Raw genomic sequence first — 12,835 nt, forward strand, 5'->3', positions numbered from 1 at the left:
CGCAATCTTCACAAGATTGCGGATCGTTTGTAACGCCTGCCGTTTTAGTACGCGTTAACCACCACCCACATCGGGCCTTGTCCCACCGCGTAACGACCTTTCTCCGTCAACAGCCCTTGTTCGCCAGCAATCTCGTACACCGCGATATGGTGTGATTTTTGCCCGGCAGCAATCAGGTATTGACCTCTGTTGTCGATATTAAAGCCGCGCGGCTGAGTTTCGGTAGGCTGGAAGCCCTCTTTGGTCAGCACGCTGCCATCTTCAGATACGCTAAAGACCGTAATCAGGCTGGCGGTGCGATCACAGGCATATAGATGACGCCCATCCGGTGTGATGTGAATATCTGCTGCCCAACGGGTATCAGCGAAATCAGCAGGCATCATATCCAGCGTCTGCACGCACTCAATCTTGCCGTACGGATCTTTCAGCTCCCAGACATCAACAGAGCTGTTCAGCTCATTCACGCAGTAGGCATATTGCTTATTCGGATGGAACGCCATATGACGCGGACCCGCGCCTTCAACGGTAGTCACTTCAGCCGGTTCCTGCGCAACCAGATGACCATCATCGCTAACGTCAAACAGGCAGATACGATCCTGCTTCAACGCTGGAACCCACAGGGTCCGGTTATCCGGAGAGATGTTGGCTGAGTGGCAACCATCCAGACCTTCAACCACGTCAACCAGTTCCACCGGCAGGCCATCTTCCAGACGTGTGACGCTCACGCTGCCCGCGTTATAAGAGCCGACAAACACGAAACGTCCCTGATGATCGGTAGAAATATGCGTCGGGCTCCCCGGCAGCGCAGACTCTGCCGCGAAGGTCAGCGCACCGTCATCAGGTGCAATACGGTAAGCCAACACGCGAAACTCCGGGCGCACGCCAACATAGAGGTAACGCTTATCCGGGCTGACGACCATCGGCTGTACCTGACCCGGTACATCAACCACCTGCGTCAGCGTCAGAGAACCATCGTGATTCAGGCTCCAGACGTGGATTTGCTGACTTTCAGGGCTGGCGGTATAAACGGTTTGCTTCATGAATACTCCTTTGCTTTTTGGCAGGTGGCTGCAATTGCCTGACACACGCCTAAGGTAGACGCTTTTAACGGTGAATGCTTAATTAAGGCTCAGAATTTTGTCCGGCTCCCGTCTCGGTGTACCATTCCAGCAGACAAAACTCTCAACCTTAATCTGGAAAAACCTATGACCGCACGCGTGATTGCCCTGGATTTAGACGGTACCCTGCTGACCCCGAAAAAAACCTTGCTGCCATCCTCTCTCGAAGCGCTCTCGCGCGCCAGAGAAGCAGGCTACCAACTTATCATTGTCACAGGTCGCCATCACGTTGCTATTCATCCTTTTTATCAGGCACTGGCGCTGGATACACCTGCAATTTGCTGTAACGGTACCTACTTGTATGATTATCAGGCAAAAAAGGTACTGGAATCCGATCCCCTTCCGGTAGACCAGGCATTACAGCTGATCGAAATGCTGGATAGACATCAGATTCACGGGCTGATGTATGTGGATGAGGCCATGCTGTATGAGCGCCCGACCGGGCATGTGGTGCGTACCGCTAACTGGGCACAAACTCTGCCGCCGGAACAGCGCCCGACCTTCACCCAGGTTCCTTCGCTGGCACAGGCCGCACATGACGTCAACGCCGTCTGGAAATTTGCTCTGACCGACGAAGATATTCCGAAACTGCAGCAGTTTGGTCAGTACGTCGAGCAACAGCTGGGGCTGGAGTGTGAATGGTCCTGGCACGATCAGGTCGACATTGCCCGTAAAGGTAACAGCAAAGGACGACGCTTGACCCAATGGATTGAAGCGCAGGGTGGATCAATGGAAAACGTGATTGCCTTTGGTGATAACTTTAACGATATCAGTATGCTGGAAGCCGCAGGTACCGGCGTGGCGATGGGCAACGCGGATGACGCGGTCAAAGCCCGCGCCAACATCGTGATTGGTGACAACACCACCGACAGCATCGCGAAATTTATCTACTCCCACCTGCTGTAATCAGGCGGTAATCGATACGCTCTTAATTTGCGCGTACAGCCACAGGCCAGGTTTGATACCCAGTTCATCCCTGGCCCATGGGCTAATCCTTGCCCACAGCGTCTTACCGCCCACCTCAAGCTGAACTTCCACCTGACCGTTATCGTCATAACACTGCGCGACTTTTGCCCGCAGCACGTTACGAATACTGGTCTGTTGGGGGGGTTGGAGCACCAGTGAAACATCAGAGGCCTGAATACGAATACGCAGCGCGGTTTGCAGCGGTTGCTCCAGCTTATTGACCCACAGATGCTGATCGCCAAGCGCCAGCGCGGTCATCGCATAGTGTGGATGATGTTCCAGCACGCTGACTTTCAGAATACTGCTTTGCTGTTCCTTAGGCAGCCAGGGGTGCATCACGCTGCTGCCCCAGACATCTTCCAGCGAACCAAACGCTTTGACCTGCCCGTTCTCCAGCACCATCACTTTATCCGCCAGGTGCAAAATCTCATCAAGCGAGTGGCTGACGTACAGCATCGGAATATTAATTTCTCGCGCCAGGCGTTGCAGGTAAGGCAGCAGTTCGCGCTTACGCGGTATATCCAGCGAGGCTAACGGCTCATCAAGCAGTAACAGTTCAGGTGCGGTCAGTAACGCCCGACCGATGGCGACACGCTGCTTTTCACCACCAGAAAGCCCGCCAGGTAAACGGTCAAGCAGCGGCTCAATGCCCAACAGCGCCACCAGCTTATCAAACTGTCCGGCCATGCTTTTCGCCATTCCGTAACGCAGGTTACCGCGCACTTTATAGTGCGGGAACAGGCGCGCATCCTGAAAAACATAGCCCACCCGGCGTTTTTCCGGCGTTAAACAGATACCGTTCTCGACGTCGTTTAAGACCCGACCGTTGAGCACGATGCGTCCGGACTGCGGCTGCGTCAGGCCGCTGATGGCGTTAATCAGTGAGGTTTTGCCCGCACCGGAAACGCCAAAAATAGCCGTGATGCCGCTGGCTGGCAGCGTTTCGTTGAGCGTCAGACAATGCGTCCCCAGCGTCTGGGAGAAATTGAGTTCCAGCATAATTATCGCCCCGTCCGCTCACGGCTAATACGCGCCAGCCATTCAGAAATCAGCAGCGAAATCAGCGCTAAAACAATAGAAATGATACACAACCTTGCCGCCGCGCTTTCGCCGCCGGGAGTCTGGATCAGGGTATACATCGCCGAAGGAATGGTGCGGGTCTCGCCAGGAATGTTGGAAACAAAAGTAATGGTTGCGCCGAATTCCCCGAGGGAACGCGCGAACGCCAGCACGGTACCGACAATAATGCCGGGCAGCATCAACGGCAGCGTAATGGTCACGAATACGCGCCAGCGTCCGGCTCCCAGCGTGCGGGCCGCCTGCTCCAGCTTGACGTCAACACCTTCCAGCGCCAGACGAATTGCCCTTACCATCAGAGGAAAGGACATCACCGCCGCAGCCAGTACCGCACCGCGCCAGCTAAAGGCAAAGGTAATGCCAAACCAGTCGTACAGCCATTCGCCGATGAACCCGCGCCGCCCCATGGCGACCAACAGCAGATAGCCCACCACGACCGGCGGCAGAACCAGCGGCAAATGCAGAACACTGTCGAGCAGCGCTTTGCCCGGGAACTTGCATCGCACAAGCAGCCAGGCAAAGAAGATCCCAAACGGCAGGCTAAACAAGACGGCCAGGGAAGAAACTTTCAGGCTCAGTATGACGGCCTGCCATTCAGGATCGGTCAGTATCATTACTTGGTCGTAAATCCATAACGTTTAAAGATTTCAGCAGCCTGCGGTCCTTTCAGGTAATCATAGAACGCGCTAACCGTTGCGTTTTTGTGCCCATCAACAATCGCGATAGGGTATTCCACTTTTTTGTGCGAATCTTCCGGGAAAGTCGCTACAACTTTTACGCCCTTGCTGGCGACAGCATCGGAACCATAGACGATCCCCAGCGGCGCTTCGTTACGCTCTACCAACGCCAGCGCACCGCGCACGTCTTCAGCAGGAGCCAGTTTCGGGGCCAGGGTATCCCATGCACCCAGTTTTTGCAGCGCTTCTTTGGCATAAATGCCTGCCGGAACATGTTCCGGATCGCCAACAGCCAGGCGTCCGCCGTTCAACAGACTGGTCCAGTTGGTTTTACTGTCGATAGTGAAGTCTTTCTGCGCGCTGGCTTTTGGCGCAACCACCACCAGGCTGTTACCCAACAGCGTTTCACGCGTTGCGGTATCAATAGATTTCTTGTCTACCGCGTAGTCCATCCATTTCTGATCGGCAGAAATAAACAGATCGGCCGGTGCGCCTGCTTCAATCTGACGCGCCAGTGTGGAAGAAGAAGCAAAAGAGGAGACAACATCAACGTTCTTCTCTTTTTTATATTGCGTTGCAATGTCCTGCATCGCGTTGGTCAGCGAAGCCGCTGCGAAAACAGTAATCTTTCCTTCATCCGCCAGCGCATGTCCAGCAACAGTAAGAGAAAGTGTTGCCCCTGCAAACAAGCGTAACCATGTACGTGCCATCTGTAACTCCTTTGCGTTTCGTTATGTAGGCGCAAATATAACGATTAAACCAGGATTTTCCCAGCGGTTATTGATACCAATTAGAGGTTACACAAAGAAAATATCGGCAGGGAAAGCAGGATCTTGAGAAACTGTAGCCAGAGAAAACGAGTAGGAAGGCAAAAAATATAAACGCCCGACTGAGCGGGCGTTTGGGGAATCAATGATTCTGTCTGGACTGGTCTTTCTGACCGATACCGGAGAAAATGTTGAACACTTCACCCAGTCCGTAAATCAGACCCAGAATGATGGCCATTACCACAGGTACCATGATTACGGCGAATACCAGACTTTTCAATAACTCTAACATGGTCAACTCCAGATATAGTCCTTAGTTGTATTCTAACCACATAACACAGAAAAGCACTCCCCTTTTGTGCGGTTGGCTTTGCGCGCGCGCGGTTTTCCGTCACAATACCCTTTTTTGCCAGGAGCTTGTGATGCAGGCCGAAATCCTTCTTACGCTGAAACTTCAGCAAAAACTGTTTGCCGATCCCCGTCGCATTTCTCTGCTTAAACACATTGCGCTTTCCGGCTCCATCAGTCAGGGCGCGAAGGATGCAGGTATCAGTTATAAAAGCGCCTGGGATGCGATTAACGAAATGAACCAGCTCAGCGAGCAGACGCTGGTTGAGCGCGCCACAGGCGGCAAAGGCGGCGGCGGTGCGGTGTTAACACGCTACGGCCAACGCTTAATCCAGCTGTACGATTTACTGGCGCAAATCCAACAAAAAGCCTTTGATGTTTTGAGCGATGACGATGCGCTACCGCTCAACAGCCTGCTGGCAGCTATCTCTCGCTTTTCGCTGCAAACCAGCGCCCGTAATCAGTGGTTTGGCACCATTACCGCCCGCGACCACGATCAGGTTCAACAGCATGTCGACGTGCTGCTGGCGGATGGCGAAACGCGCCTGAAAGTGGCAATCACTGCGCAAAGCGGCGAGCGTCTCGGGCTTGAGGAAGGCAAAGAAGTACTGATTCTGTTAAAAGCGCCGTGGGTGGGAATCACTCAGGACGACGCCATCGCTCAGGCTGCTGATAACCAGCTGCAGGGCACGATTAGCCATATTGAACGCGGCGCAGAGCAGTGTGAAGTGTTGATGACGTTGCCAGACGGTCAGACGCTGTGCGCGACGTTGCCGATAGAGCAGACCCACACATTAACGGAAGGCGCTAACGTCACAGCATATTTTAATGCGGACAGAGTGATTATCGCCACACTGTGCTGAGTTAATTGACATCAGCCTGAAGAACACGTATCCCTGTTATTCATCGCTGCAAATAATGGGATACAAAATGTCATCATTGCAAATTTCGCAAGGCATGTTTCGTCTTAGCGACACAAAAACGCTCCAGTTAGATGCGTTGACGTTAAACGCGGGTGATAGCTGGGCGTTTGTTGGCTCTAACGGCAGCGGGAAATCTGCGCTGGCTCGCGCGCTGGCGGGCGAGTTACCGCTCCTGAAAGGCGAGCGTCACTGTCAGTTTACGCGTATTACCCGACTCTCCTTTGAGCAGCTCCAAAAGCTGGTCAGCGACGAGTGGCAGCGAAACAACACCGATCTTCTTAGTCCCGGTGAAGACGACACCGGGCGCACCACCGCAGAAATCATTCAGGATGAGGTCAACGATCACGCCCGCTGCACTGCACTGGCACAGCAGTTTGGCATTTCTGCCCTGCTCAACAGGCGTTTCAAATACCTTTCCACCGGTGAAACACGCAAAACTCTGCTCTGCCAGGCATTAATGTCCGCGCCAGATTTGCTGATCCTTGATGAACCCTTTGACGGGCTGGACGTCGCGTCCCGCCGCCAGTTAGCAGAACTGCTCGATGAGCTGCACCAGGCCGGTTTAACGCTGGTGCTGGTACTTAATCGCTTTGATGAAATTCCCGAGTTCATGCAGTTTGCCGGCGTGCTTGCCGATTGCACACTGACGGAAACCGGCGCAAAAACCGACCTTCTGCAACAGGCATTAATCGCTCAGCTTGCTCATAGCGAGCGGCTGGAAGGCATCCAGTTACCCGAACCGGATGAGCCTTCGGTGCGCCACACGTTGTCAGATAACGAGCCGCGCATTGTGCTTAACGACGGCACCGTCTCGTATAACGATCGCCCTATCCTGCATCATCTGAGCTGGCGGGTAAATCCGGGGGAACACTGGCAAATCGTCGGCCCCAACGGTGCGGGGAAATCAACCCTGCTCAGTTTAATCACCGGCGATCATCCCCAGGGATATAGCAACGACCTGACCCTGTTTGGCCGCCGCCGGGGCAGCGGTGAAACTATCTGGGATATCAAAAAACATATTGGCTATGTCAGCAGCAGCCTGCATCTGGATTACCGGGTAAGTACGACAGTTCGCAACGTTATTCTCTCCGGTTATTTCGATTCAATCGGCATTTATCAGGCCGTCTCCGACAGGCAACACAAGCTGGTACAACAGTGGCTGGATATTCTGGGTATTGATAAACGTACCGCGGATGCGCCATTTCATAGCCTTTCCTGGGGGCAGCAGCGGCTGGCACTGATTGTTCGTGCGCTGGTCAAACATCCTACGTTGCTGATCCTCGATGAACCCTTGCAAGGATTAGATCCGCTCAACCGTCAACTGATCCGTCAGTTTGTGGATGTTCTGATCGGTGAAGGTGAAACTCAGCTTTTGTTCGTCTCTCATCACGCCGAAGATGCCCCGGCCTGCATTACCCATCGGCTAGAGTTTGTACCCGAGGGCGATATCTACGCCTATCGGCAAACCTCTCTGCGTTAATTTTCATGCCAGGGCGTTTATCACGCCCTTTTTTGTGCTTTTTTTTCAGACAAGAGCTGAAATAGAAACCTAACATAATGATTTATAATAAAGTAACCAGCAGCATCGAGTGAAAACAATGGAGTGTAAACGATTCCACTAATTTATTCCGTGTCACACTTTTCGCATCTTTGTTATGCTATGGTTATTGCATACCATAGGCTTAACGGAGCGAATTATGAGAGTATTGGTTACAGGTGGTAGCGGTTACATTGGAAGCCACACTTGCGTGCAGTTGCTGAAAAACGGTCACGAGGTGGTGATCCTGGATAATCTCTGCAACAGCAAGCGCAGCGTACTGCCCGTCATTGAGCGTTTAGGCGGCAAGCATCCGACCTTCGTGGAAGGAGACATCCGTAACGAAGCGCTGATAACCGAAATTCTGCACGATCATGCCATTGATACGGTCATCCATTTTGCCGGTTTAAAAGCCGTTGGAGAATCCGTAGCCAAGCCGCTGGAGTACTATGACAACAACGTCAACGGCACTCTGCGTCTGGTGAATGCAATGCGCGCCGCCAATGTGAAAAACTTCATTTTCAGCTCCTCCGCGACCGTCTATGGCGATCAGCCGCAAATTCCTTACGTTGAAAGCTTCCCCACCGGCACGCCGCAGAGTCCGTACGGCAAAAGCAAGCTGATGGTGGAACAAATCCTGACCGATCTGCAAAAAGCCCAGCCCGACTGGAGCATTGCCCTGCTGCGCTACTTTAACCCGGTTGGCGCTCATCCATCGGGAGATATGGGGGAAGATCCGCAAGGTATTCCAAACAACCTGATGCCTTACATCGCGCAGGTTGCCGTTGGCCGCCGCGAGTCTCTTGCCATATTTGGCAATGACTACCCTACTGAAGATGGCACCGGCGTTCGCGACTACATCCACGTGATGGATCTCGCCGACGGCCACGTTGCCGCCATGGAAAAACTGGCGGGCAAACAAGGCGTGCATATTTACAACCTCGGTGCAGGCATCGGCAGCAGCGTGCTGGACGTGGTTAACGCCTTCAGCAAAGCCTGCGGTAAACCAGTTAATTACCATTTCGCCCCGCGCCGTGATGGCGATCTTCCTGCCTACTGGGCAGATGCCAGCAAAGCCGATCGCGAGCTCAACTGGCGCGTGACCCGCACCCTGGATGAAATGGCACAAGATACCTGGCACTGGCAGTCACGCCACCCGCAGGGATATTCGGATTAAGGACCAATCATGACGCAATTCAATCCTGTCGATCATCCACATCGCCGTTTTAACCCGCTCACCGGGCAGTGGATCCTCGTATCACCGCATCGCGCCAAACGCCCGTGGCAAGGGGCGCAGGAAACTCCGTCTAAACAGGTACTGCCTGCACATGACCCGGACTGCTTCCTGTGCGCTGGCAATACGCGCGTTACCGGCGATAAAAACCCGGATTACACCGGGACTTATGTCTTTACCAATGACTTTGCGGCACTAATGTCCGATACCCCGGACGCGCCGGACAGTCACGATCCGTTGATGCGCTGCCAGAGCGCGCGCGGTACCAGCCGCGTGATTTGCTTCTCACCCGATCACAGCAAAACGCTACCGGAACTCAGCGTCCCTGCACTGACAGAAATCGTAAAAACGTGGCAGGAACAGACCGAAGACTTAGGGAAAACCTACCCTTGGGTGCAGGTCTTTGAGAATAAAGGCGCAGCGATGGGGTGCTCGAACCCGCACCCACACGGACAAATTTGGGCCAACAGCTTTTTGCCTAACGAAGCCGAACGTGAAGATCGCCTGCAGAAAGCGTACTTCGCCGAACAAGGCGCGCCGATGCTCGTTGATTACGTCCAGCGTGAACTGGCGGACGGCAGCCGTACGGTCGTTGAAACCGAGCACTGGCTGGCGGTTGTACCTTACTGGGCCGCGTGGCCGTTCGAAACGCTGCTGTTGCCGAAAGCGCACGTGCTGCGTATTACTGATTTGACCGACGAACAGCGTACTGACCTGGCGCTGGCGTTGAAAAAACTGACCAGTCGTTACGACAACCTGTTCCAGTGTTCATTCCCCTACTCTATGGGCTGGCACGGCGCACCGTTTAACGGTGAAGAAAACGAACACTGGCAGTTGCACGCACACTTTTACCCGCCGCTGCTGCGTTCCGCGACCGTGCGTAAATTTATGGTCGGTTATGAAATGCTGGCGGAAACCCAGCGTGACCTGACGGCAGAACAAGCAGCTGAACGACTGCGTGCGGTCAGCGACATCCATTTTCGCGAATCCGGAGTTTAAATAATGAGTCTGAAAGAAAAAACACAATCTCTGTTTGCAGAAACATTTGGCTACCCTGCCACCCATACTATTCAGGCACCGGGCCGTGTAAACCTGATTGGCGAACATACCGATTATAACGACGGCTTCGTTCTGCCTTGCGCCATCGACTATCAAACCGTTATCAGCTGTGCGGCACGCGACGATCGAAAAGTCCGCGTGATCGCCGCGGATTACGACAATCAGACTGATGAGTTCTCGCTTGATACGCCGATTATCGCCCACGACAGCCAGCAGTGGTCAAACTACGTACGTGGCGTGGTAAAACATCTGCAAAAGCGCAATAACGCCTTTGGCGGTGCTGATCTGGTGATCAGCGGTAACGTCCCGCAGGGTGCGGGCTTAAGCTCTTCTGCCTCACTGGAAGTCGCAGTTGGAACGGTATTCCAGCAGCTCTATCATCTGCCGCTCGACGGCGCGCAGATTGCCCTGAATGGCCAGGAAGCTGAAAACCAGTTTGTCGGTTGTAACTGCGGCATTATGGATCAACTGATCTCGGCACTTGGTAAGAAAGATCATGCGCTGCTGATCGACTGCCGAACGCTTGGCACCAAAGCCGTTTCTATGCCTGAGGGTGTCGCGGTGGTGATCATCAACAGTAACTTTAAACGCACGCTGGTCGGTAGCGAATACAACACCCGTCGCGAACAGTGTGAAACCGGCGCGCGTTTCTTCCAGCAGCCAGCGCTGCGTGATGTCAGCCTTGAAGCCTTCAACGCTGTCGCCCACGAACTGGATCCGATCGTCGCCAAACGCGTTCGCCACGTTATCACGGAAAATGCACGTACCGTTGAAGCCGCGCAGGCACTGGAAAAAGGCGATCTGCTGCGCATGGGCCAGCTGATGGCGGAATCTCACGCCTCAATGCGCGATGACTTTGAAATCACCGTGCCGCAAATTGATACGCTGGTCGAAATTGTCAAAGCAACCATCGGCGATAAAGGTGGTGTCCGCATGACCGGTGGCGGTTTCGGCGGCTGCATCGTGGCGCTGATCCCGCAAGATTTGGTACCTGCCGTACAACAGGCCGTCGCAGAACAATACGAAGCGAAAACAGGTATCAAAGAAACATTCTACGTCTGCAAACCTTCACAAGGAGCAGGACAATGTTAAACGAAATCCCTGTGCAGGCTCCGGACGGTCAACCGTTTCGCCTGCTCACCCTGCGCAATGACGCAGGGATGGTCGTCACGCTCATGGACTGGGGCGCGACGCTGCTCTCTGCGCGTATTCCGCTTAGCGATGGCAGCGTGCGCGAAGCATTACTTGGGTGCGCCAGTCCGGAACAATACCCGGAGCAGGCTGCATTTCTGGGCGCTTCAATTGGTCGCTACGCTAACCGTATCGCCAACAGCCGCTATACCTTTGCCGGCGAAACCGTTGAATTAATACCAAGTCAGGGTGAAAACCAGCTGCACGGCGGGCCGGACGGTTTCGATAAACGTCGCTGGCAGATAGTCAATCAGAATGACCGTCAGGTGCTGTTCGCCTTAACATCTGACGATGGCGACCAGGGTTTCCCTGGCCATCTATGCGCCACCGCACAGTATCGCCTGACTGACGATAATCGTATTTCGATAACCTACCGCGCCACGGTCGATAAGCCCTGTCCGGTGAATCTGACGAATCACGTTTATTTTAACCTCGACGGTGACAAAACGGATGTGCGTCAACATAAGCTGCAAATTCTGGCGGACGAGTACTTGCCGGTTGATGAAATGGGCATCCCACATGACGGACTGAAATCCGTCGCTGGTAGCACTTTCGATTTCCGCACGCCTAAAATCATCAGCAGTGAATTTCTTGCCGATGACGATCAGCGCAAGGTAAAAGGTTACGATCACGCCTTCCTGCTTCAGGCGCAGGGCAATGCGCGTACGCCGGTCGCTCGACTGTGGTCCCAGGATGAAAAACTGCAGATGGTGGTCTACACCTCGGCCCCGGCATTGCAGTTTTACTCCGGCAACTTCCTCGGCGGTACGCCATCTCGCGGGCCTGATGCCTACGAAGACTGGCAAGGTCTGGCACTGGAAAGTGAGTTTCTGCCAGACAGCCCGAACCATCCGGAATGGCCGCAACCGGATTGCATCCTGCTTCCGGGTGAAGAATATGCCAGCGTAACGGAATATCAGTTTATTCCTGCCTGATCGTTCCCCCTCACAGGCCCGATGACATAACTTGTCGGGCCTGTCACTTGTTTACCGCAGTCGTTCCGCTCAAATCCCCACCACTCAAAGACAAAATCGCAACCTTGAATTCACAAGAACCTTACACTGTGGCGCTATTTTCGCTATGGTTATGCGTAAGCATTGCCGCTGACGCTTTACGGCAATATAATGAGAATTATTATCATTCAATATGATTTATAGGAGTGAGTGTATGGCTGTAACTAAGCTGGTTCTGGTACGTCACGGTGAAAGTCAGTGGAACAACGAAAACCGTTTTACCGGTTGGTATGACGTTGATCTGTCAGAGAAAGGCGTGGGCGAAGCAAAAGCGGCAGGTAAACTGCTGAAAGAAGAAGGCTACAGCTTCGATTTTGCTTATACCTCTGTGCTGAAACGTGCCATCCACACTCTGTGGAACGTACTGGACGAACTGGATCAGGCCTGGCTGCCGGTTGAAAAATCCTGGAAACTGAACGAACGTCATTACGGCGCGCTGCAAGGTCTGAACAAAGCTGAAACCGCTGAAAAATACGGTGACGAGCAGGTTAAACAATGGCGCCGCGGCTTTGCGGTAACGCCACCGGAACTGACCAAAGATGACGAGCGTTATCCGGGCCACGATCCGCGTTATGCGAAACTGACCGACAAAGAGTTACCGGTTACCGAAAGCCTGGCGCTGACCATCGATCGCGTTATCCCCTACTGGAACGAAACCATTCTGCCGCGCATGAAAAGCGGTGAGCGCGTGATTATCGCCGCTCACGGTAACTCTCTGCGTGCGCTGGTTAAATACCTGGATAACATGGGCGAAGATGAGATCCTTGAACTGAACATCCCGACCGGCGTACCGCTGGTATATGAGTTCGACGAAAACTTCAAACCGATCAAACACTACTATCTGGGTAATGCTGACGAGATCGCAGCAAAAGCGGCAGCCGTTGCGAACCAGGGTAAAGCGAAATAATTTTCATCCCGGGTTAAA

Annotated in this window: 13 protein-coding genes; 8 read left to right on the plus strand and 5 right to left on the minus strand. The window is 53.6% G+C overall.

The window, feature by feature from the left end; translation table 11 throughout:
- Positions 1–44: 44 nt before the first annotated feature.
- Positions 45–1,040 carry a 6-phosphogluconolactonase gene (pgl, locus tag BZK41_RS00875; RefSeq protein ID WP_079936877.1) on the minus strand — a complete coding sequence of 332 codons (996 nt, stop codon included), beginning with the start codon at positions 1,038–1,040 and terminating at the stop codon, positions 45–47.
- Positions 1,041–1,205: 165 nt separating this feature from the next.
- Between pgl and BZK41_RS00880 the strand changes: the two genes are divergently transcribed.
- Positions 1,206–2,024 (plus strand): pyridoxal phosphatase, encoded by an 819-nt coding sequence (locus tag BZK41_RS00880; protein WP_079936878.1) that lies wholly within the window; start codon positions 1,206–1,208, stop codon positions 2,022–2,024.
- Here BZK41_RS00880 and modC read toward each other — a convergent pair whose 3' ends face one another.
- The 4 genes from modC to BZK41_RS00900 form a co-directional block, all read right to left on the minus strand.
- Positions 2,025–3,083, minus strand: coding sequence for a molybdenum ABC transporter ATP-binding protein ModC (modC, locus tag BZK41_RS00885; RefSeq protein ID WP_003831474.1), 1,059 nt, complete (start codon positions 3,081–3,083; stop codon positions 2,025–2,027). It lies immediately after the preceding gene.
- 2 nt (positions 3,084–3,085) lie between these two features.
- Positions 3,086–3,775: a molybdate ABC transporter permease subunit gene (modB, locus tag BZK41_RS00890; protein WP_016152327.1), complete on the minus strand. Its 690-nt coding sequence runs from the start codon at positions 3,773–3,775 to the stop codon at positions 3,086–3,088.
- Positions 3,775–4,548, minus strand: coding sequence for a molybdate ABC transporter substrate-binding protein (modA, locus tag BZK41_RS00895; RefSeq protein WP_003023029.1), 774 nt, complete (start codon positions 4,546–4,548; stop codon positions 3,775–3,777). Before modA ends, modB begins: the two co-directional genes overlap by 1 nt.
- A 199-nt stretch (positions 4,549–4,747) precedes the next feature.
- Positions 4,748–4,897 carry an AcrZ family multidrug efflux pump-associated protein gene (locus tag BZK41_RS00900; RefSeq protein ID WP_003023026.1) on the minus strand — a complete coding sequence of 50 codons (150 nt, stop codon included), beginning with the start codon at positions 4,895–4,897 and terminating at the stop codon, positions 4,748–4,750.
- A gap of 130 nt (positions 4,898–5,027) precedes the next feature.
- On the opposite strand from BZK41_RS00900, the gene modE reads away from it, so the two are divergent.
- From modE to gpmA, 7 genes are all read left to right on the plus strand, one after another.
- On the plus strand, positions 5,028–5,816 hold the full coding sequence (modE, locus tag BZK41_RS00905) for a molybdenum-dependent transcriptional regulator (RefSeq protein WP_003831465.1): 789 nt from the start codon (positions 5,028–5,030) through the stop codon (positions 5,814–5,816).
- Positions 5,817–5,883: 67 nt separating this feature from the next.
- Entirely contained in the window at positions 5,884–7,356 is a 1,473-nt protein-coding gene (modF, locus tag BZK41_RS00910; protein ID WP_079936879.1) for a molybdate ABC transporter ATP-binding protein ModF, read from the plus strand.
- Positions 7,357–7,573: 217 nt separating this feature from the next.
- Entirely contained in the window at positions 7,574–8,590 is a 1,017-nt protein-coding gene (galE, locus tag BZK41_RS00915) for a UDP-glucose 4-epimerase GalE (protein WP_003831462.1), read from the plus strand.
- Between the two features lie 9 nt (positions 8,591–8,599).
- A complete protein-coding gene (gene galT / locus BZK41_RS00920; protein ID WP_047412540.1) occupies positions 8,600–9,646 on the plus strand; it encodes a galactose-1-phosphate uridylyltransferase in 1,047 nt (348 codons plus the stop codon).
- Positions 9,647–9,649: 3 nt separating this feature from the next.
- Positions 9,650–10,798: a galactokinase gene (galK, locus tag BZK41_RS00925; protein ID WP_079936880.1), complete on the plus strand. Its 1,149-nt coding sequence runs from the start codon at positions 9,650–9,652 to the stop codon at positions 10,796–10,798.
- Complete coding sequence (galM, locus tag BZK41_RS00930; protein ID WP_079936881.1) at positions 10,792–11,832, plus strand: galactose-1-epimerase; 1,041 nt, start codon at positions 10,792–10,794, stop codon at positions 11,830–11,832. The genes galK and galM overlap by 7 nt, the downstream gene beginning before the upstream one ends.
- Before the next feature lie 232 nt (positions 11,833–12,064).
- Positions 12,065–12,817: a 2,3-diphosphoglycerate-dependent phosphoglycerate mutase gene (gene gpmA, locus BZK41_RS00935; RefSeq protein WP_003022999.1), complete on the plus strand. Its 753-nt coding sequence runs from the start codon at positions 12,065–12,067 to the stop codon at positions 12,815–12,817.
- Positions 12,818–12,835: the final 18 nt, after the last annotated feature.

Source organism: Citrobacter sp. A316, assembly GCF_002042945.1.
In the GTDB taxonomy this organism is placed as follows: domain Bacteria; phylum Pseudomonadota; class Gammaproteobacteria; order Enterobacterales; family Enterobacteriaceae; genus Citrobacter; species Citrobacter portucalensis.

Excerpts from the sequence above, each read along its gene's own strand:
- pgl (WP_079936877.1), bottom strand. The coding sequence starts at position 1,040 with ATGAAGCAAACCGTTTATACCGCCAGCCCTGAAAGTCAGCAAATCCAC.
- BZK41_RS00880 (WP_079936878.1), top strand. The coding sequence starts at position 1,206 with ATGACCGCACGCGTGATTGCCCTGGATTTAGACGGTACCCTGCTGACC.
- modC (WP_003831474.1), bottom strand. The coding sequence starts at position 3,083 with ATGCTGGAACTCAATTTCTCCCAGACGCTGGGGACGCATTGTCTGACG.
- modB (WP_016152327.1), bottom strand. The coding sequence starts at position 3,775 with ATGATACTGACCGATCCTGAATGGCAGGCCGTCATACTGAGCCTGAAA.
- modA (WP_003023029.1), bottom strand. The coding sequence starts at position 4,548 with ATGGCACGTACATGGTTACGCTTGTTTGCAGGGGCAACACTTTCTCTT.
- BZK41_RS00900 (WP_003023026.1), bottom strand. The coding sequence starts at position 4,897 with ATGTTAGAGTTATTGAAAAGTCTGGTATTCGCCGTAATCATGGTACCT.
- modE (WP_003831465.1), top strand. The coding sequence starts at position 5,028 with ATGCAGGCCGAAATCCTTCTTACGCTGAAACTTCAGCAAAAACTGTTT.
- modF (WP_079936879.1), top strand. The coding sequence starts at position 5,884 with ATGTCATCATTGCAAATTTCGCAAGGCATGTTTCGTCTTAGCGACACA.
- galE (WP_003831462.1), top strand. The coding sequence starts at position 7,574 with ATGAGAGTATTGGTTACAGGTGGTAGCGGTTACATTGGAAGCCACACT.
- galT (WP_047412540.1), top strand. The coding sequence starts at position 8,600 with ATGACGCAATTCAATCCTGTCGATCATCCACATCGCCGTTTTAACCCG.
- galK (WP_079936880.1), top strand. The coding sequence starts at position 9,650 with ATGAGTCTGAAAGAAAAAACACAATCTCTGTTTGCAGAAACATTTGGC.
- galM (WP_079936881.1), top strand. The coding sequence starts at position 10,792 with ATGTTAAACGAAATCCCTGTGCAGGCTCCGGACGGTCAACCGTTTCGC.
- gpmA (WP_003022999.1), top strand. The coding sequence starts at position 12,065 with ATGGCTGTAACTAAGCTGGTTCTGGTACGTCACGGTGAAAGTCAGTGG.